The sequence below is a fragment of the Limnobaculum allomyrinae genome (assembly GCF_016649425.1).
Lineage (GTDB): Bacteria > Pseudomonadota > Gammaproteobacteria > Enterobacterales > Enterobacteriaceae > Limnobaculum > Limnobaculum allomyrinae.
Window position 1 is genome coordinate 228830 of sequence record NZ_JADRCR010000004.1, and the last position, 19257, is coordinate 248086.

20 protein-coding genes and 1 pseudogene are annotated in these 19257 nt (G+C 46.5%); 11 read left to right on the forward strand and 10 right to left on the reverse strand.

Annotated features, from left to right (window positions below; all coding sequences use genetic code 11):
* Window positions 1–30: 30 nt before the first annotated feature.
* Window positions 31–633: a lysoplasmalogenase gene (locus tag I2494_RS09940; RefSeq protein ID WP_228350918.1), complete on the reverse strand. Its 603-nt coding sequence runs from the start codon at window positions 631–633 to the stop codon at window positions 31–33.
* A gap of 212 nt (window positions 634–845) precedes the next feature.
* Between I2494_RS09940 and I2494_RS09945 the strand changes: the two genes are divergently transcribed.
* The gene (locus tag I2494_RS09945; protein WP_218466687.1) at window positions 846–1169 is read left to right on the forward strand and encodes a DUF1820 family protein; all 324 of its coding nucleotides are present in this window, start codon (window positions 846–848) and stop codon (window positions 1167–1169) included.
* Between the two features lie 22 nt (window positions 1170–1191).
* Here the strand turns inward: I2494_RS09945 and I2494_RS09950 are convergent, their stop codons facing one another.
* The 3 genes and pseudogenes from I2494_RS09950 to ydeE all read right to left on the reverse strand — a co-directional run bounded on the left by I2494_RS09950 (window position 1192) and on the right by ydeE (window position 3371).
* Window positions 1192–1470, reverse strand: a complete 279-nt coding sequence (locus I2494_RS09950) for a DUF1145 family protein (protein WP_218466688.1) — start codon at window positions 1468–1470, stop codon at window positions 1192–1194.
* Window positions 1467–2078, reverse strand: coding sequence for a 16S rRNA (guanine(966)-N(2))-methyltransferase (gene rsmD, locus I2494_RS09955; RefSeq protein ID WP_218466689.1), 612 nt, complete (start codon window positions 2076–2078; stop codon window positions 1467–1469). Before rsmD ends, I2494_RS09950 begins: the two co-directional genes overlap by 4 nt.
* 125 nt (window positions 2079–2203) lie before the next feature.
* A pseudogene (ydeE, locus tag I2494_RS09960) lies at window positions 2204–3371 on the reverse strand (efflux MFS transporter YdeE).
* Between the two features lie 195 nt (window positions 3372–3566).
* Here ydeE and eamA point away from each other — a divergent pair.
* The 8 genes from eamA (at window position 3567) to I2494_RS10000 (ending at window position 11337) form a co-directional block, all read left to right on the forward strand.
* The gene (eamA, locus tag I2494_RS09965; RefSeq protein WP_218466690.1) at window positions 3567–4466 is read left to right on the forward strand and encodes an O-acetylserine/cysteine exporter; all 900 of its coding nucleotides are present in this window, start codon (window positions 3567–3569) and stop codon (window positions 4464–4466) included.
* 188 nt (window positions 4467–4654) lie between these two features.
* The gene (ftsY, locus tag I2494_RS09970; RefSeq protein ID WP_218466691.1) at window positions 4655–6151 is read left to right on the forward strand and encodes a signal recognition particle-docking protein FtsY; all 1497 of its coding nucleotides are present in this window, start codon (window positions 4655–4657) and stop codon (window positions 6149–6151) included.
* 4 nt (window positions 6152–6155) lie between these two features.
* Window positions 6156–6830 carry a cell division ATP-binding protein FtsE gene (ftsE, locus tag I2494_RS09975; protein WP_218466692.1) on the forward strand — a complete coding sequence of 225 codons (675 nt, stop codon included), beginning with the start codon at window positions 6156–6158 and terminating at the stop codon, window positions 6828–6830.
* Complete coding sequence (ftsX, locus tag I2494_RS09980; RefSeq protein ID WP_218466693.1) at window positions 6817–7794, forward strand: permease-like cell division protein FtsX; 978 nt, start codon at window positions 6817–6819, stop codon at window positions 7792–7794. Before ftsE ends, ftsX begins: the two co-directional genes overlap by 14 nt.
* Window positions 7795–8035: 241 nt before the next feature.
* Entirely contained in the window at window positions 8036–8893 is an 858-nt protein-coding gene (gene rpoH, locus I2494_RS09985) for an RNA polymerase sigma factor RpoH (protein ID WP_218466694.1), read from the forward strand.
* Between the two features lie 193 nt (window positions 8894–9086).
* Complete coding sequence (gene glpE / locus I2494_RS09990) at window positions 9087–9410, forward strand: thiosulfate sulfurtransferase GlpE (protein ID WP_218466695.1); 324 nt, start codon at window positions 9087–9089, stop codon at window positions 9408–9410.
* Window positions 9411–9687: 277 nt separating this feature from the next.
* Window positions 9688–10527 (forward strand): rhomboid family intramembrane serine protease GlpG, encoded by an 840-nt coding sequence (gene glpG / locus I2494_RS09995; protein ID WP_218466696.1) that lies wholly within the window; start codon window positions 9688–9690, stop codon window positions 10525–10527.
* A gap of 48 nt (window positions 10528–10575) precedes the next feature.
* Window positions 10576–11337, forward strand: coding sequence for a DeoR/GlpR family transcriptional regulator (locus tag I2494_RS10000; RefSeq protein ID WP_218466697.1), 762 nt, complete (start codon window positions 10576–10578; stop codon window positions 11335–11337).
* A gap of 57 nt (window positions 11338–11394) precedes the next feature.
* On the opposite strand, the gene I2494_RS10005 is transcribed toward I2494_RS10000, so the two are convergent.
* On the reverse strand, window positions 11395–11952 hold the full coding sequence (locus I2494_RS10005; protein WP_218466698.1) for a glycine zipper 2TM domain-containing protein: 558 nt from the start codon (window positions 11950–11952) through the stop codon (window positions 11395–11397).
* Window positions 11953–12179: 227 nt separating this feature from the next.
* Between I2494_RS10005 and glpD the strand changes: the two genes are divergently transcribed.
* Window positions 12180–13685 (forward strand): glycerol-3-phosphate dehydrogenase, encoded by a 1506-nt coding sequence (glpD, locus tag I2494_RS10010; RefSeq protein WP_218466699.1) that lies wholly within the window; start codon window positions 12180–12182, stop codon window positions 13683–13685.
* A gap of 346 nt (window positions 13686–14031) precedes the next feature.
* Here the strand turns inward: glpD and nfuA are convergent, their stop codons facing one another.
* Both nfuA and I2494_RS10020 read right to left on the reverse strand, forming a co-directional pair.
* A complete protein-coding gene (gene nfuA / locus I2494_RS10015; protein WP_218466700.1) occupies window positions 14032–14610 on the reverse strand; it encodes a Fe-S biogenesis protein NfuA in 579 nt (192 codons plus the stop codon).
* Window positions 14611–14652: 42 nt separating this feature from the next.
* The gene (locus I2494_RS10020) at window positions 14653–15351 is read right to left on the reverse strand and encodes a phosphoribosyltransferase family protein (RefSeq protein WP_218466701.1); all 699 of its coding nucleotides are present in this window, start codon (window positions 15349–15351) and stop codon (window positions 14653–14655) included.
* A gap of 60 nt (window positions 15352–15411) precedes the next feature.
* Here I2494_RS10020 and bioH point away from each other — a divergent pair, with 60 nt between their 5' ends.
* Window positions 15412–16188 carry a pimeloyl-ACP methyl ester esterase BioH gene (gene bioH, locus I2494_RS10025; RefSeq protein WP_218466702.1) on the forward strand — a complete coding sequence of 259 codons (777 nt, stop codon included), beginning with the start codon at window positions 15412–15414 and terminating at the stop codon, window positions 16186–16188.
* A 36-nt stretch (window positions 16189–16224) separates the two neighbouring features.
* Here bioH and I2494_RS10030 read toward each other — a convergent pair whose 3' ends face one another.
* From I2494_RS10030 to feoA, 3 genes are read right to left on the reverse strand one after another with little or no spacing between them, the layout of a single operon-like run.
* The gene (locus I2494_RS10030; protein ID WP_218466703.1) at window positions 16225–16473 is read right to left on the reverse strand and encodes a FeoC-like transcriptional regulator; all 249 of its coding nucleotides are present in this window, start codon (window positions 16471–16473) and stop codon (window positions 16225–16227) included.
* Between the two features lies 1 nt (window position 16474).
* Window positions 16475–18793, reverse strand: coding sequence for a Fe(2+) transporter permease subunit FeoB (feoB, locus tag I2494_RS10035; protein ID WP_218466704.1), 2319 nt, complete (start codon window positions 18791–18793; stop codon window positions 16475–16477).
* A gap of 59 nt (window positions 18794–18852) precedes the next feature.
* Window positions 18853–19080, reverse strand: coding sequence for a ferrous iron transporter A (gene feoA / locus I2494_RS10040; protein ID WP_218466705.1), 228 nt, complete (start codon window positions 19078–19080; stop codon window positions 18853–18855).
* Window positions 19081–19257: the final 177 nt, after the last annotated feature.

Genomic DNA, 19257 nt, shown 5'->3' on the forward strand with positions numbered 1-19257 from the left:
CTTCTCTTCTCTCTTGCATATCTGACTGGATCAGATATGCAGGGCGCGCACCACCATAAAATGTCCCAGGAAATAGCAAACAGCAATAACGGCGTTAGCTGCTCTAAAAGGCGTGCGGTAGCGGTCGGTTAACCAAATAGTACTGGCTATCAGTAGTAATATGCTGCCGATAAGCTGGCTAAAACTCATATCATTCGTTTGAGTGATGTAGCCTTCAGCCGCGGCCCAAACCATCAGTAGTGTGATAAACAGATACGTCACCACAGGCCAGCACATATCCTCCAGCCGGTTCCACAGTAACAAAGCCATCGCCACGCCAACCACCAGTAGAATCACCATCAGCGGCCAGTAAAAACTCAGCGTTAATGGATTAACAAAATAGAGGGTATACAGCAGGTGGGAGATAAACAGTGCTCCTATGGTGTAGAGCATTCTGTCTTGTGGAAACATTTGAATGATATCAGCGATTAGGCTGGCCAACAGGCCAAACAGAATCAGATAGCTGAAGGTGGTTATTTCCGGCGCCTGCCAGGCCCAGAGGAGCATCAGCAACATAGTGACAGGTTTGAACACCCAGCGTTGCCATGCTGGTCCGCGGTAAGCGGCATCAATGTAGATCCAGCCGGAAAAGATTACTGCTAAAAATGGTCAACTCATCGCTTATCCTTCAGTTTTTCCTCTGCCAGAATGCACTGGTCGCATTCTTTTTTAGGTTATGTTAGCTTTCAGTCTGTTATGTCACTGAAAAGAACAGAGCACTTTTTATTGTAGTCGATAAACGTTACCTCACGATCGTTAATGCCTTTTCAGGTAGTCTAACGATTGTTCGGGAGATCAATGAGTCTATGAATAATAATGAGCAGCCACTGTACCGGATTCAGTTTATGAATAACGGTAAAAACTATCAGATTTACGTTCGTGAACTGAATCAAAGTGCGATTTTTGGCTTTATTGAGATTGGCGATTTTGTTTTTGATAGTCAGAGTTCACTGCTGGTCGATCCCAGCGAAGAGAAGTTAAAAACGGAATTCAGCGGTGTGACCCGCAGTTATATTCCAATGCACGCGGTGATCCGCATCGACTCGGTGCTCACTCAGGGGAGCGCGCGCATTTCTGAACTGGGTAATAACGTGATGACATTTCCCTACTTCCCTGACAGAAAAGGCTGAGGACAACAGATGGCACCAGAAACTATTTATTGTTGTTCTTCTGTTGCCACGCCAGCAATTCAAATACGCCAAATACGAAAATAGTGAATTCCTGCCAGCCCGTGAGTTTTGGCCCATCTTTAGGCAGTGTCGATTTCAGCATCATTAGCTGTAAACCGTGCATAAAGAACATAAATACCATTGCCACGTGCATAAAGTATTTTAGCGGGCTAGGGAAAGGATGAAACAGATTTAACAACAGAATTCCCCATACCCCAAGCATTAGCAGGCGTCCCAGATTGATAAATAGTTGTTTAATCATTCTTCATTTCCTGCGGTTTCATTGAGGGAGGACGCGCGTCGAACATACAACCGATAAGCCACCTGCCCGGCGGTTTTTTCACGATGCAAATGCCAGTTAGCCGGAGCATCGCTCACCGCATGTTCAGTTTCAGCCTCTACATAAATCCAGGCTTCGTCAGCCAGCCAGCCCTGTTGTTCCAGCAGCGTGAAGGTTTCAGTTAGTAAATTACGGCGAAATGGCGGATCGAGAAATACCACGTCAAATGGCGTACCGGCCTGAGCCAGCCACTGAAGAGCATTGGTGTGAACCACCTGACCTTTATCGGAATTCAGTCGTTGCAGGTTTTGTTGTAGCTGTTGGGCGATCGATCTTTCCGATTCCAGCAGCACTGTTTTCCCGGCATAGCGGGACAGCGCTTCAAATCCCAGTGCGCCACTGCCAGCAAAACAGTCAAGGCATCGGGCTTCATTCAATACCGGAGCCAGCCAGTTAAACAGCGTTTCACGAACCCGATCGGTAGTAGGGCGTAATCCGGGACTATCAGGCACAGGCAATTTTCTGCCTCGCCATTGACCTCCGATGATTCGTATTTGTCCGGTTTTCTGTGGCTGTGGTTTCTTACTCATACGCTCTGCTATTGGCTAACGGTAACGGATTATTCTGTGGCTATTATAGCGATAGCCTGTGATATTTAGAAATGCACATTATTTCTCTCCTGTTTTATACAGGAGATACACAGAGCAGGGTTCTGTTATGCACGACTCTTCGGTTTTACCTGCATTCCTCGCAGCATTGCCAGCCAGGCCAGTACAATTCCTGCGCTCAGGATAATGAATAACGACCAGTGTGGCAGGGTAGTGAGAATGACGCCGGTTGCCAGCGGCCCCCAACCACGCCAGAGCCTGAGCAGAAAAATAGCTGGCTTTCATTCCCGGTGGGGCGATGTTGTCGACCAACATATATTCTCCCGGAGCATAAATCAGTTCGCCGAAGGTAAAGACCGCCGCTGCAAGCCCCCAGAAAAGTAGATTATTACCAGAGTATATAAAGCCCACCAGGCCAAGAACAAAGCAAAGCGTACCGATAGTCATTAAGGGGCGAATGTTAGATTCGGAGATCCGTCGGCCTATCATATATTGTAAAGTGACCACTACCACAGCGTTTACCGGCAGTACCACGGCCACCACTTTCTCGGCAAAGTCGCCGTCAGCAACCACTAAAACGTATTGAGAAATGCAGGAAGCGAAGGAGCGGCTGACGAATGCTGCCAGTATTCCTGAAAGCGTAAACCAAAGCAGTGCTCTGTCGCGCAGTAATACTGAAGGAGACCAGGTAACGCTGTTTTCTGAGCTCATATCCATATGAACTCGCTCCACATATCGTTGTATAAAAAACAGCGGGAATGCTGCACAGCAAGCTGCCAGCCAAAACGGCATATTGATACTGTACATCACCAGCAGGGTGCCTAACGGTGGGCCAACGGTCCAACCGATATTCAAAAAGGTATAGTTGAGCGAAAAGATTTTGGCTTTTTCACCGGGCCCAAGTACGTCAGAAAAATAGGCTTTTAACACGGTAGAAAAAACCGAGTAGGCGCAATTAATCAGTGCGAAGTAAAAGACTACCAGACCCACTTGGTCAACCAGTGGAATAGCAATAAATCCACCGATAAACGCCAGGATAGACAACAGCATATAGTTCTTTTTATCAAACTTATCGGCCAGAATACCGAATCCCAGACTGAATACTACGCCAACCGTTAGTGCAATGGTCATTGCCAAACCAATTTCATCAACGGACATCGCGAAACGCCGTGTCAGATAGATGGTCATAAACGGTAGCGTCGCGCCACGACCAATGGTTAAAAGCAATGATGATGCTAATAATGCAACGGTTGACCGCGTGGTGGTTGAGAACATTTTCCTGCCGGGCATATCGCTTATTGTCTGTTTTATGAATGCGTCAGAGATATCACGCGCTGACAAAGTTGTATAGCAAGTTGCATATCATACTGTGCTTTTCACTTCTCATATTGATGAATGCCCTTTCCTGCCGGAGACTTTTTGGTTAACGTGGTTTCTTTTATTCAAATAGAATAGTGCATGGGGAAGGGTATGACACGCAAAGATGGACTGCTGGCGCTGTTGGTGGTGATAGTGTGGGGTTTTAACTTTGTGGTGATTAAGATGGGTCTCCACAATATGCCACCGCTCTTGCTGGCAGGGTTACGTTTTATGCTGGTGGCCTTTCCTGCATTGCTATTTGTTGCACGCCCCAAAATACCGTTCCGATTACTGCTGGGTTATGGAATAACTATTAGCTTCGGTCAATTCGCCTTCCTGTTTAGCGCTATCAAGTTTGGTATGCCTGCTGGTCTGGCATCATTAGTGCTGCAATCTCAGGCATTTTTCACCATTATCATAGCCGCATCAGTATTTAGTGAACGTCTGCAGGCTAAGCAGTTTGCCGGTATTGCTCTGGCGGTGGTAGGTGTACTGGTGCTGGTGGAAGCCAGTCTCAATGGTCAGAACGTGACCATGTTGGGGTTTATGCTAACGCTGGCAGCCGCTTTCTGTTGGGCCAGCGGCAATATTTTTAATAAATTGATTATGCAACTTGATGATAGACCTGCGGTGATGTCACTGGTGGTGTGGAGTGCGCTGATCCCGATTATTCCCTTTTTTCTGGCGTCGGCACTGTTTGAGGGGCCTCCGCTGATGCTACAAAGCCTGATTGAGATTGATATCATCACTATTTTATCACTGGTCTATCTGGCATTTGTGGCGACGATTATCGGTTATGGTATCTGGGGTGCGTTGCTTGGCCGCTATGAAACCTGGCGAGTGGCGCCTCTCTCTCTTCTGGTACCTGTCGTGGGAATGACAAGTTCCGCGCTATTTCTGGGGGAAACCCTCACTTTATTACAGCTCATGGGGGCATTGCTGATTATGGCGGGGCTGTATATCAATGTATTTGGTTTGCGTATTTGGCGTAGAAAATTAATTAAAGGGTAACGTCAGGTAGTGACCGAATAATCCGATTTGAGGATTGCATGATTTTGTCTGATGGAATGTTAAAATGCATCGCTATTGCAACCACGGGTAAATCGGATAGTGAATTGATATCTATCGTTACCTGATGAGTGTTAAACTTAATTTAATTGCAGCATGCGTAATACTAGGGTGGAGGTTGTTTTTACAACATGGCAAAAGATAAAAAGCGCGGTTTATTTTCCTGGTTAGGCTTTAATCGTTCTGAAGAAGAGTCTAAGCAGGATGATGAATTACAACAAGATACAGAACAACATGATCCACAAAACGTGGATGCCGCTAACCCATCCGATGATTCATCTATTACAACTGATGAAATTAACTATAGTGATGAACTGAAGCAGGCGTCCTCTTCAGAGGTGACGCCGGATCTGGATCTGTCGCAAACCGCAGAGTCTGATGCAAAACCACTGGTTTATGATGATGCGCTGACCCCTCTAGTGGAGCCTCAGGAAGAACAGTTTCAGGTCACTGATGAATCTGTCAGTGAAGTACCATTCACCGCAACAGATGATGAAGTCGAACAAGCACACAGGGCTAATACGGCAGAAGAGTTTGAAGATACCGACATTGTCGATGAACCAGAGCTTTCTCACGCCGAGTTAGATGAAGAAATTGAACAGGCGCTACTGGCAGAATCCGACCGAATCGATAGTGAAGACCCGGAACAGATTCTGGAGCAGTTGGAAGAGGAAGAACAACTTCAGCAAGAGCAGGAAAGGCCAACCAAAGAGGGCTTTTTCGCCCGTCTGAAACGTAGTCTGTTAAAAACTAAACAAAACCTGGGTTCCGGCTTTATCAGTCTGTTCCGCGGTAAACGCATTGATGATGAACTGTTCGAAGAGCTGGAAGAGCAACTGCTGATTGCCGATGTGGGTGTTACTACCACCAGTAAAATTATCAATTCTCTGACTGAGCATGCCAGCCATCGCGATCTGAAAGATGCCGAAGCGCTGTACGGTAAGCTGAAAGAGGAAATGGCCGATATCCTGAAAAACGTTGAGCAACCGCTGGACGTTACGGCCCATAAGCCATTTGTCATTCTGATGGTAGGTGTGAATGGTGTCGGAAAAACGACCACTATTGGTAAGTTAGCCCGCCAGTTCCAGGATCAGGGTAAATCCGTGATGCTGGCCGCAGGCGATACTTTCCGTGCCGCCGCTGTTGAGCAGCTTCAGGTATGGGGCACCCGCAATAAGATTCCGGTTGTGGCACAACATACGGGTGCAGATTCCGCATCGGTGATTTTTGATGCCATTCAGGCTGCGCAGTCACGAGGGGTGGATGTATTGATCGCTGATACCGCTGGTCGCCTGCAAAATAAATCTCACCTGATGGAAGAGTTGAAAAAAATTGTGCGGGTGATGAAAAAGCTGGATGAAAATGCCCCTCACGAAATTATGCTGACTATTGATGCCAGCACCGGTCAGAATGCCATTAGCCAGACAAAACTGTTTGATGAAGCTATTGGTTTAACCGGTATTACCCTGACTAAGCTGGATGGAACGGCGAAAGGGGGCGTGATTTTCTCAGTGGCTGACCAATTTGGTATTCCTATTCGCTATATCGGCGTAGGGGAAGGTATTGAAGATTTACGGCCTTTCCAGGCCAATGATTTTATAGAGGCGCTTTTCGCCCGAGAGGATTAAAACGATGATTCGTTTTGAGCAGGTCAGCAAAGCCTATTTAGGCGGACAACAGGCGTTACAGGGAGTGAATTTCCATCTGCAGCAGGCCGAAATGGCTTTTTTAACCGGTCATTCCGGCGCAGGGAAGAGTACGCTGCTCAAATTGATTTGTGGTATTGAACGGCCAAGTGCAGGGCACATCTGGTTTTCGGGGCATGACGTTAGCCGATTAAAGTCTTCAGAGGTGCCTTTCTTACGTCGCCAGATTGGCATGATATTTCAGGATCATAACTTGCTGGCGGATCGCACGGTGTACGACAATGTCGCGCTTCCGTTGATTATCTGTGGCAGTAGTCCGGAAGAGATCCGCCGTCGTGCGTCAGCCGCGTTGGATAAAGTTGGTTTGTTAGATAAGGCTAAATGTTTCCCGATACAGCTTTCCGGTGGTGAACAACAGCGTGTTGGTATTGCTCGTGCAGTGGTGAATAAACCTGCCGTGTTACTGGCTGATGAACCAACAGGAAATCTGGATGATGAACTATCGGCCGGCATTCTTCGCCTGTTTGAAGAGTTTAACCGCGCTGGTGTGACAGTACTGATGGCGACCCACGATACCGGACTGATTTCCAGCCGCTCCTATCGAATATTAACGCTGAGTCATGGGCGTCTGAGTGGAGGAGATAGCTATGCGGGGGAGTAAGACATCGGTTAAAAAAGTGAAACCAGCGGCTAAAACACCTACTCGTAGTACTGGTGGATGGCGCGAACAGTGGCGTTATGCCTGGAATAATACCTTTGTAGATATGCTGCGCCAGCCGTTAGCAACCTTTATGACGGTGATGGTGATTGCTATTTCGCTTACGTTACCCAGCTTGTGCTATCTGGTGTGGAAGAACGTGAATTATGCTGCATCCCAATGGTATCCAACACCGCAGATTACGGTATATCTGGATAAAAAACTGAATGATAAAGCTGCCGATGATGTTAGTACCCAAATTAAGGGGCTGGATGGCGTCGGAAGTATTAATTATGTGTCGCGAGACAATGCGCTGAGTGAATTCCGTGAGTGGTCCGGGTTTGGCTCTGCGCTGGATATGCTTAGCGATAACCCGCTACCGGCGCTGGTGATTGTGTCTCCAAAAACGGATTTTCTTGGTTCCGATGCTCTGGTTAAGCTGCGGGATAATATAGGCCAGATTCAAGGTGTCACCGAGGTGAAAACCGATGATAGCTGGTTCTCTCGCTTGTCTGCCCTGACGCATTTAGTCGGGAATATATCCGGAACCATTGCCATATTAATGATCGTAGCGGTGTTTCTGGTGATTGGTAATAGTGTACGGCTCAATATTTTCAGCCGTCGGGATACTATCAGCATTATGAAACTGATTGGTGCAACTGACGGATTTATTCTGCGACCGTTTTTGAATGGTGGAATGTTATTGGGGCTGTTTGGCGCCGTGCTTTCGTTAATTATGTCTCAGGCGCTGGTCTGGTCGTTAGATGCCTCAGTGGCAGAAACGGCCAAAGTATTCGGAACTCTGTTTATTATCAATGGATTAAGTTGGGATGAAAGCCTGTTATTACTGGTGATTGCCGCCATGATTGGTTGGGTTGCGGCCTGGTTGGCAACGGTAAGACATTTACGCCAATTTACACCAAGGTAGTGAATTTTTGGTATACTAAAAGACGTTTGGTTCATTAATTGAACATGTTGAAGGTACGGTGTTTGGTTTTGTGTTATCAACCATAGAGTTAAAGTTTTCTCCTCTGGTTGTGAACTTATGACTGAGATATCAGTCTAATTACCGAATAAGCAATTGGTTGACCTTTATGCATCGATCGTATAGATCTTTCGCGATGCAGTTCAAAAGTACCAATAATGAGTTTCTCTATGAGAGGGTTTGAATGACTAAAGAAATGCAAACTTTGGCCCTGGTTCCCCAAGGTAGTTTGGAGGCCTATATCAGGGCTGCCAATACCTATCCGATGTTAACAGCGGATGAAGAGCGTGAACTGGCTGAACGGCTGCATTACGACGGCGATCTGGCAGCTGCTAAAAAGCTGATTCTGTCCCATTTACGTTTCGTTGTTCACGTCGCTCGTAACTATTCAGGCTATGGCTTACCTCAGGCTGATTTAATTCAGGAAGGTAACATTGGTCTGATGAAAGCGGTTCGCCGTTTTAATCCGGAAGTGGGTGTTCGCCTGGTTTCCTTTGCGGTTCACTGGATTAAAGCGGAAATTCATGAATACGTTCTGCGTAACTGGCGTATTGTGAAAATTGCAACCACGAAGGCACAGCGCAAGTTGTTCTTTAACCTGCGTAAGTCTAAGCAGCGTTTAGGTTGGTTTAATCAGGATGAAGTGGAACTGGTTGCCCGTGAATTAGGGGTTTCAAGTAAAGATGTGCTTGAAATGGAATCCCGTATGGCGGCTCAGGACATGGCTTTTGATATCTCTCCTGATGACGAGAATGAAAACAGCGTTGTTGCACCGGCGATGTTCCTGGAAGACAAAACGTCAGACTTTGCTGAAAGCATTGAAGACGAAAACTGGGATAATGACGCAGCGGATAAACTGACGATGGCTCTGAACGGTTTGGATGAGCGCAGTCAGCATATTATTCGTGCCCGTTGGCTCAATAATGATGAGACCAAGGCAACTCTGCAGGAACTGGCCGATCGTTACGGTGTTTCTGCCGAACGTGTGCGTCAGCTTGAAAAGAACGCGATGAAAAAGCTTCGCGTTGCAATTGAAGCCTGATTAGGGGTGACAGCAAATTGAAAAAAGGTGGCTTTTGGCCACCTTTTTTATTGCACTGATTCCACTCTTTTTATCCAGCGCGCTCGAACAAATCAGGAAGATAAAAAATCATATTTTTTATCAGTCAAAGGGTGACGATAATCAGAAAACCTCGTTATAATAGTTGAGTGTTTTACTATGGTATAGCGAGATTATGGAACAGTTCAGTACTATCAGTGTGAGTGATGCCTTTTTACGTTTACAGCAGGGTGAAGCGACGCTGGTCGATATTCGTGATGCACAAAGTTTCCACTCGGGTCATGCCCCTGAGGCCATTCACTTGACGGATGCCAGTCTGAATCGCTTTATGCAAGAAACCGAATTCAGCCATCCAATTTTTGTTATGTGCTATCACGGTATTAGCAGCCGTGGCGCTGCACAGTATCTGGTTCATCAGGGTTTTGAACAGGTTTACAGTATTGAAGGTGGTTTTGAGTCCTGGGCTCGTCACTATCCACAACAGGTGATTGCTTCCTGATGTTATGAGCAGGCAGGCTACCGTTATCAGGGTAGCCTGTTGCTAAGCCATTTTATCCCCTCTTTATCTTCTCTTTGCCTACCGGTGGGCTTCTCTGCGTTATAAATTTATTGGTCAGTGTTCTGGCCTGTTAATATATCCCCTGATGGTGTGGGGAATGTTGTGGTAAATTATGCATACGCAAGCGTTAACATATTGCTTCAGGCACGGTTTATTATGGCAATCGGTTTGGTACGCTGAATATAATATTCTCTGGTTAATGGTAGAGTGAGTCTGGATGGTTCGATTAATTGTTCTTTCTAATCCCCGCATGGCGCATGCCTTTGTTGACTACATGGCTACGCTAAATGTGACCATCGAAATTCATTACCAGCAACAACAAATAGAGCTATGGCTGGTTGATGAGTCATCTGAACAGCTGGCCCATCAAGAATTAGACCGGTTTTTACATAACCCTAACGATCCGCGCTATCTGGCTGCCAGTTGGCAATCGGGGCGATCTGATGCCAATATTACTTATCACCGGGCTTACTCGCTGGCTACGCTACGAAATCAGGCGGGGCCTTTAACCTTTGCGGTTATTGCCATCTGCGTTATTGTCTATCTGTTGATGCAACTGTTTGGTGACGATGCATTAATGGAGATATTTGCCTATCCGGCAGACAGTAGCCAATATATTCAGTTATGGCGCTGGGTAACTCATGCATTTTTACATTTTTCTCTGATGCATATTCTTTTCAATCTGGTGTGGTGGTGGTATTTAGGCGGCCCACTGGAAAAGCGGCTGGGAACAGGAAAACTATTAGAAATTACCTTGTTGTCCGCTATTCTTTCTGGTTGTGGGCAGGCAATATTTAGTGGCCATATGTTTGGTGGCTTATCCGGAGTGGTTTATGCCCTGATAGGATATTGTTGGCTATCAGGTGAGCGAGCGCCAGAAAGGGGGATCTTTTTGCAGCGTTCGCTAATGGCCTTTGCCGTTGTGTGGGTAGTCATAGGCTATTTTGGTGCTCTCGGTTTGGTTGGTATGTCTGTAGCCAATACAGCTCATTTGGGTGGGTTAGTTGTTGGTCTGGCGTTAGCATGGTGGGATACCCGATCTTCTCAAAGATCTTAATAAACAATAACAAAGGGCGCGAAGGATATACGCGTATAGGGTCTCGAAGTGAAACAAACTCAACGACATGAGTCTATTATCGATTTAGTGCGTAAGCATGGTTATGTTAGTACTGAAGAGCTGGTAGAACATTTTGGTGTAAGCCCGCAGACCATTCGTCGCGATCTGAACGAGCTGGCGGATCAAAACAGAATCCAGCGTCATCACGGTGGCGCCGCGCTACCTTCAAGTTCGGCAGTCAACGCAGCTTATCACGATCGTAAAGTGATGTGGCTGGAAGAAAAAGCCCGTATCGCTGAGCGTGTTGCCAGCCATATTCCTGATGGGGCAACCTTGTTTATCGATATTGGTACCACACCGGAAGCGGTGGCCCATGCATTGCTGAATCATAAAAATTTACGGGTTGTCACCAATAATCTGAACGTGGCTACTCTGTTAACCAGCAAGCCTGATTTCCGTTTGATTCTGGCCGGGGGAGAAGTTCGTTCCCGGGATGGCGGTATTATTGGCGAAGCCACATTGGACTTTATCTCTCAGTTTCGGCTGGATTATGGCATTTTGGGTATCAGCGGTATCGATATGGATGGTAGCCTGCTGGAGTTTGACTATCATGAAGTTCGTACCAAGCGAGCGATTATTGAAAACTCCCGTAGCGTCATGTTGGTAACCGATCATTCCAAGTTTGGCCGTAATGCAATGGTTAATTTAGGTAACATGGGGTTAATTGACTACCTGTTCACCGATGAAGAGCCACCTGCCAGCGTAATGAACATCATTAAACAGTATGATGTAAAGCTGGAGCTGTGTTGATTGGGTGCTAATAATTCAACAGGCCACTATATTAGATGGCCTGTTGAAGCTATAACCCTATTTTGACGGCGTGACTGGCGCCGTGACTATCAGCTGTCCTTTATCATCCAGAGGGATCTGCTTTTCGGGTTGGTGATCCATACGAATATTCCCTGATTTATCTCCCACTTTGTAAGCTACATCGTAGCCAAGAATCTTCTCTGAACTATCCTGTACCGTCTTACAGCGTTTTTCTGTGGTGGTATAGGTATCCGTATTTTGTAAATGCCCCTGAACCTCATGACCGGTATAGCCACCGGCTGCCGCGCCAGCGATAGTTGCTAACTGCTTGCCATGACCCCCACCAAATTGATGACCAAGTACCCCACCGGCAACAGCACCTAAAATTGAACCTGTAATTTGATGTTGATCTTTCACCGGTTTTTTATGGGTTACAGTGACATCCTGACACTCTTTATGAGGTGTCTTAATGGTTTCTTTAACGGGAGTAACGGAAACGACTTCTGCATACTTTGGTTGAGTAGAAAAGAGACTCATGCCATCGGAAGCAATAGCGGTAATACCTGATGCGATAGCAATACCAAGGCCGATACCGATCAGCATAGATTTGTTCATAGCACCTCCTGAAGTGATGCTCATCATTATTGATGGTAGTACTAATTATATAACAGTTCACCCTATCAGCCTGGATTAACCTTTATATTATTGTGGATATAATGTTATTAAGATCACGCGTTAATGTTTTTATTTGGTTAATTACTAGCTAGTTTGTTTGTTTTCATCTACAATAATGCTCGAATTCGAACATAAAAAGCTCTTTCGAGCATGCTGAGGTAGATAAAATGGAAACCAAAGATTTAATTGTTATCGGCGGAGGGATCAATGGTGCTGGTATTGCTGCGGATGCTGCCGGGCGCGGGCTTTCCGTTTTACTACTGGAAGCTAAAGATCTTGCCTGTGCCACATCATCAGCCAGTTCCAAGCTAATTCATGGCGGATTGCGTTATCTGGAACATTATGAATTTCGTCTGGTCAGTGAAGCACTGGCTGAACGCGAAGTATTATTACGTCTGGCACCTCATATCGCTTTTCCTTTGCGTTTTCGTTTGCCGCATCAACCGCATTTGCGTCCGGCCTGGATGATTCGTGCAGGACTATTCCTTTACGACCATTTGGGTAAACGTACCAGTTTACCGGCCAGTAATGGCCTGAAATTTGGTGCGGATTCGGTGTTAAAGCCGGAACTGACTCGTGGTTTTGAGTATTCTGATTGTTGGGTAGATGATGCACGGTTAGTGGTATCGAACGCTCTCGAAGTGGTTGAACGCGGTGGTGAAGTTCGTACTCAAACCAAAGTGACTCGCGCATGGCGCGAAGAGGGGATTTGGGTGGTCGAAGCCCGGGATGAAATCAGCGGTGAAGTGTTGACCTGGCGCGCGAAAGGGTTAGTGAATGCGACCGGCCCGTGGGTAAAACAATTTTATGATGATGGCTTGCAGCTTAAGTCTCCACGCGGCATTCGCCTGATTAAGGGCAGCCATATTGTGGTGCGTAAAGTGCATTCCGAGCCACAAGCCTATATTCTGCAAAACGAAGATAACCGTATTGTGTTTGTTATCCCGTGGTTAGGTGAGTTCTCTATTATTGGTACTACCGATGTGGAATATCATGGCGATCCTCTGGATGTGAAAATTGATGATAATGAAGTGAATTACCTGCTTAAGGTTTATAACGATCACTTCAAAAAACAGTTAGCTAAAGATGATGTTGTCTGGACTTATTCTGGCGTACGCCCTCTGTGTGATGATGAGTCTGATTCTCCACAAGCGGTCACCCGAGACTATACGCTGGAAGTGGCCGACGATGCGGGTAAAGCACCATTGCTGTCTGTCTTTGGCGGTAAGTTAACGACCTACCGTAAACTGGCCGAGCACGCGATGGAAAAACTGGTTAACTATTACCCTGGCATTGGCCCGGCCTGGACTAAAAACAGCATATTGCCTGGTGGCGGTATGGGAACCGATCGTAATCGTTATGCAGAAGCATTGCGCCGCAAATATAACTGGTTACCGGACAGTCTGGCGATTCGCTATGCTCATACTTATGGTTCGCGCAGTGAAATGATTCTGGAAAATAAAACCAGTCTGGGCGATTTAGGTGAAGACTTTGGTCACAATCTGTATGAAGCTGAACTGGAGTATCTGGTTGCTAAAGAATGGGTGCACAATCTGGATGATGCCATCTGGCGCCGTACCAAGATGGGCATGTGGCTGGATGAAAGCCAAAAACAACGGGTCGCCGCATGGCTGGCGGATGTTGCAGGAAGAAAGCAGCAGTACGCGGAATAGTCGTATCTTCTGAATGAATCAAAAAGGGCCAATGGCCCTTTTTTGCTAGTATAGCTTAAGCTAATCGGAGGGAGAGGGCGCCGTTGGGGTCGTAGCCGCTTTAGCTGCCGGACAAACAGGCAAAGCCTGTTTGAACAACGCTTGCGTTGGCTCGAAGGGTGAAACACCGTCAGGTGTTTCATAACTGCCCCTGGGCGAACCAGGCCCGACACACTCTACAGCTAAGTACAGATGATCTTCCGGCCGGGCACGACAGTGATATAAGCACTTTATAATTACGGCCGGAATATTCTCTGAATATTAATTAGTCGGTATTAAAAAGGGGCCATCGGCCCCTTTTTAACTATTACTTATAATAAGAATGCTCGCCACTCTCATGCTCGGTCTGGTCTTTAACCCCTTTCAACTCAGGGAACTTCTGGAGCAGTTCTTTTTCAATGCCTTCTTTCAGGGTGTAATCCACCATTGAACAACCGTTACAACCGCCGCCAAATTGCAGAATGGCATAACCATCATCAGTAATTTCCATCAGGGAAACACGACCACCATGGCCTGCTAATTGAGGATTGATTTGTGATTGCAGCATATATTCAACGCGCTCAATCAGAGGTGCGTCATCGTCAACCTTACGCATTTTAGCGTTTGGTGCCTTCAGCGTAAGCTGTGCACCCAGTTGGTCAGTAACAAAATCAATCACCGCATCTTCCAGATAGGGAGCGCTAATTTCATCAATATAGGCAGAGAACTCGTTAAATTTAAGTTCAGTGTCATTGGCTTCAACCGCATCCGGCGGACAATAAGATACGCCACACTCAGCGGTAGGGGTACCAGGGTTAATCACGAAAACACGGATCTGCGTGCCTTCTTCCTGATTAGCCAGTAATTTTTTAAAGTGGGATTGTGCCGAATCAGTAATTGTAATCATGACATACTCAGTAGTTGACCTTTCTTGTCGGATATAATACGCCTATTTACCCTCACTCTTCAAGGTTCGACATAAACACCAGATCTGCACTGAAGCAGCGCCGTGATGCAAGAGTAAATGACTAATTTCAGCTACGGTATTGCCCGTAGTTACAATGTCATCCACCAGGGCAATATGCAGGCCACGTACGTCTCCGGCACAGGTGAATGCGTTGGTGAGATTATGCTGGCGTAGTCCGGCTTTCAGGCTTTGTTGAGGTAGCGTTGCCCGATGGCGAATCAGCATATCTTCACCATAAGGAACGTTAATCCAGTGTGCCAGTCGGCGGGCAATCAGTGCTGTCTGGTTGAATCCACGTTTCCAGTGACGGGTATGATGCAATGGAACACTAAGCAAAAGCTGCGGGCGTTTCATTTGTCGGTTGCGACGCGCATCAAGCCAGCTTAAAAGTAACAGACGTGAAAGCAGAGGAGCGTATTTATCCTCTCCATAGAATTTTAGTCGAGTGATAAAGTATTTTACCGGGTAGCAATAGTCGCTAACGGCAATAAGCTGTGACCAGACTGGCGGCTTTTGTTGGCATTCATCACAGGATGATAATAGCGGTTCTGTTGGTAAACCACAGCGATGGCAGCAGTTGGGTAACGCGGGTAACAGGCTCAAACAGATACTACAAATACCCTGTTGAGCTATTGCTAATGGTCGCTGACAGAGCCAGCATAAGCTATCGATACAAAGCATAGTAGGTTATCTTTCTTTAATTGGTTTTCCCTGACGGGTTTGCTTAGTGGACTTTACTTCATGACATCTCTTTACTGGCGGACTTTTGGCGAAGGTAAACTCGATCTTGTGCTGTTGCACGGATGGGGACTGAATGCCGAGGTCTGGAGTTGCATTACCGACAGACTTGCGCCGCATTTTCGGCTTCATCTGGTAGATTTACCCGGCTATGGTCGTAGTCAGGGATATCCGATACTCAGCTTGCAAGAGATGGCTGACGTAGTGCTGGAAAGTGCGCCTCAGCAGGCGATATGGCTCGGGTGGTCAATGGGAGGGCTGGTAGCCAGTAAAATAGCGTTAATCGCGCCAGAGCGCGTTCAGGCTCTGATTAGCGTGGCTTCCTCACCCTGTTTCTGTGCCAGAGATGAAGAACAATGGCCGGGTATTCGGGCCGATGTATTACGCGGTTTTGAAGAGCAGCTCAGTGGAAATTTCGAACAGACCGTCGCTCAGTTTATGGCGTTACAAACTCTGGGTGCGCCTGATGCTGGTAACGATGCGAAAAAATTAAACCAAGTGGTACTGAATTGCCCTATGCCGGAAGTCAGCGTGTTACACGGTGGCCTGCACTTGCTGGCAGAGAATGATTTGCGTAGTGCATTGGTTGATTTACCCGTACCCCTGTTGCGAATTTATGGTTCTCTTGATGGTCTGGTGCCAAGACGAATTATTCCACTGCTGGATGCGCTATGGCCGCAATCCCGTTCGATTCTGATTAATCATGCGGCTCATGCGCCGTTTATTTCTCATCCTGATGAATTTTGTCATCAGATAATCAGTTTTATACACCAGCTTTAAGGGATAAGAATTAAGTTGAGTAGGATTGAGCGTTTTTCAGGCGGAGATATGCTTCTTGATTCTGTAGGCTTCAGTCAGGCATTTCTTGCCATCAGGACAATCTTTACAGTTGCCGATCAGACAACTGCTGTCTGCTTCTACCCGTTCAATTTTCCCCATCGTTTCCAGCTGTTTTAGCATGGCCTGCATCAATGCCGGAGGTTGATCAAACTGACGGCTAAGCTGGTTTACTTCCGCGATACCCAGTAAGGCAATGGCATCGCGGATGGCAATTAAGCTGACCATTTTAGTGGCAATGTCCCGCTTTATTTTTACAGCATGCTTCTTGTGTTGCTGCTTTTGGCATTCTGGTTGTTACCCTATCGCGTAAGTGATACAGGGCGTACATCAGAAGCAGGTTAAAAATCACTATAGCGGCGATAATCACGGTACTTTGCTGTGGATGAGCAGAGAAATTGGCTATTTGATAGAAAGTCGCCGACAGGCTGTAGGCGATATCTAATCCCCAGAAAATAGAGAACATCATCCAGCCTCTACTGCTCTCACGGGCAATCGCCCCCATAACGGAAACGCAAGGAACATAGAGCAGCACAAAAATCAGATAACTATAGGCGGCAGAAATGCTACCAAACTTACTGCTCATAACGCCCATTGAGGTGCCATTCATCTCGCCATCGCCTTTACTGGCTTCAATCGGGTTGCTTAAGGCGCTAAGAGTGAAGGTATCTTTTAGACTATCCCAGGTTTCTGTTACTGCACCTTCCAGTTCAGTTAACAGATTGAAGTTCTCATAGTCGAATGGTTCATTAGTGATCTGTTCTGCGGTATACAGAGTATTTAGAGTACCGACTACCACTTCTTTCGCCATGGCTCCGGTAATTAAACCAACGGTAGCCTGCCAGTTATCCTGAGTGACGCCAATCGGGTGAAGCAGTGGCGTCAGCGTTTTACTGGTAGAAGCCAGAGCTGAATCATTCAGGTTATTCACCGGTTTGCCGGAAAATGAAAAACTGTTAAGACCACCAATTAATACGCTGGCGATAACGATAACCGTACCGGCACGCAACACGAAGCCCTTCAGACGCTGCCAGGTTTGCAGCAGCAGGCTCTTGACGTGAGGAACATGATAAACCGGTAACTCCATAATAAACGGCGTCGATTCACCACGCATAATGGTGTATTTCAGCATCAGTCCGGTAAGAATGGCAACGACAATACCCAACAGATACAGTGAGAAGACCACCAGAGCGCCATCTTTACCAAAGAAGGCGGCGGAAAAAACCGCAAAGATCGCCAATCTGGCACCGCAGGACATAAACGGAGCCATCAGTATTGTGATTAAACGTTCGCGCGGCGCATCCAGAGTACGAGTGCCCATAATAGAAGGAACGTTACAGCCAAAGCCGACGATCAATGGAACAAATGATTTTCCGGGTAATCCCAGTGCATACATCAGTTTATCCATTACAAAGGCGGCACGAGCCATATAACCAGAGTCCTCAAGAAAAGCGAGGAACAGATACATCAGACCAATTTGTGGAACCAATGGCAATACGGTGTTAATACCACCACCGATACCCTGCGCCAGAAAAATTGTCAGCCATTCAGGGAAGTTTAAGGTGTGGCCGACCCACTGAATACCGGAGATAAAAATAGCCGCAGAGCCGACGTCAAACAGCGGCTGCAATGCCCCACCGATATTGATGGCCAGCACGAACATCAAATACATCACAAACAGAAAGATAGGTAACCCGAGCCAGCGGTTAATCACGATTTTATCTAGCGTTTGGGTCAGCTTGCTTGGCTGTGCCTGACTCAGGTTATGTACATCGTGGCAAATGGCGGCAATGGTTTGATAACGGGTATCCGCAATAATTAGCCCTGGGTCTTCCTGATAATGCTCTTGCAACACTGCTCGAGCCTGAGGTAGCTGAGCTTCTGCGGCACCGGACAACGACCGACTATAAATATCGCCTTCTAACATTTGCAGCGCCAGCCAGCGAGTTTGTTGATCCGGCAATTGGGATGGCATCAGACTGGCCAGCTTAGCGGCTTGTTCTTCAACGACATCCGGATAAGTAATTAACGATTGATGCTGATTTAATTGTAGTTTATCAATGGCAGATTTCAGCTCTTTCAGGCCCCGTCCACGGGTTGAAACCAGCGGAATAATCGGGCAGCCTAACTTTTTAGATAAGGCTTCAATATCAATTTCAATATGCTGGTCATGAGCAATATCCAGCATATTGAGAGCGATAATGCAGGGGATGCCCAGCTCCAATAATTGAAGCGTCAGATAGAGACTGCGCTCCAGATTAGACGCATCCATTACATTGAGCAGCAGGTCAGCCTCACCACTCAGGATATAGTGACAGGCAATTTGTTCATCAAGGGAAGTGTGCTCAGAGATTGTAGTCAGTGAGTAGGTTCCCGGTAAGTCCACCAGAGTTACCTGGCTGTTATCGGTTTTGAAATGGCCTTCCTTACGTTCAACGGTAACTCCGGCCCAATTCCCTACGCGTTGACGTGAGCCGGTAAGCTGATTAAACAGCGTGGTTTTACCTGAGTTTGGGTTACCGATTAACCCGATAGTAAGTTGTTTCATTTTTTAGCCAAAAAGAGATAAAAGTGAGTAATACTTCTATTTATCGAACCGGTTTTAACTTATTCAACCAGTGCGAGCTTAATAAAATTCAGGTCTTTCTTGCGTAAAACTAAACACACTCGAGGTGTTTCTATTTGAATAGGATCGCCTAATGGCGCTACGCGAATAACGCGGAATACCGAACCGGGTAATAATCCGAGAGACAGCAATTTTTGACGATATGCAGGATTAATCTCAGGAGTGAACCCGGTGATTTTGTATGAGCACTGAGGTTGTAGTGGAGTCATAACGTTCTGGGTAACCTTAACTCATGTTAATAACAGCATAAGATTTGTCTGAAAATGGTACTTAGCAATAAATGATATTTTGAATCCTGCTTCCTGCGATAAACCGTATCATCCTGTCATTTACGCAACTTTTTATGTCCACAATGGTAATGTTATTAATAATGATTATCGTAAACA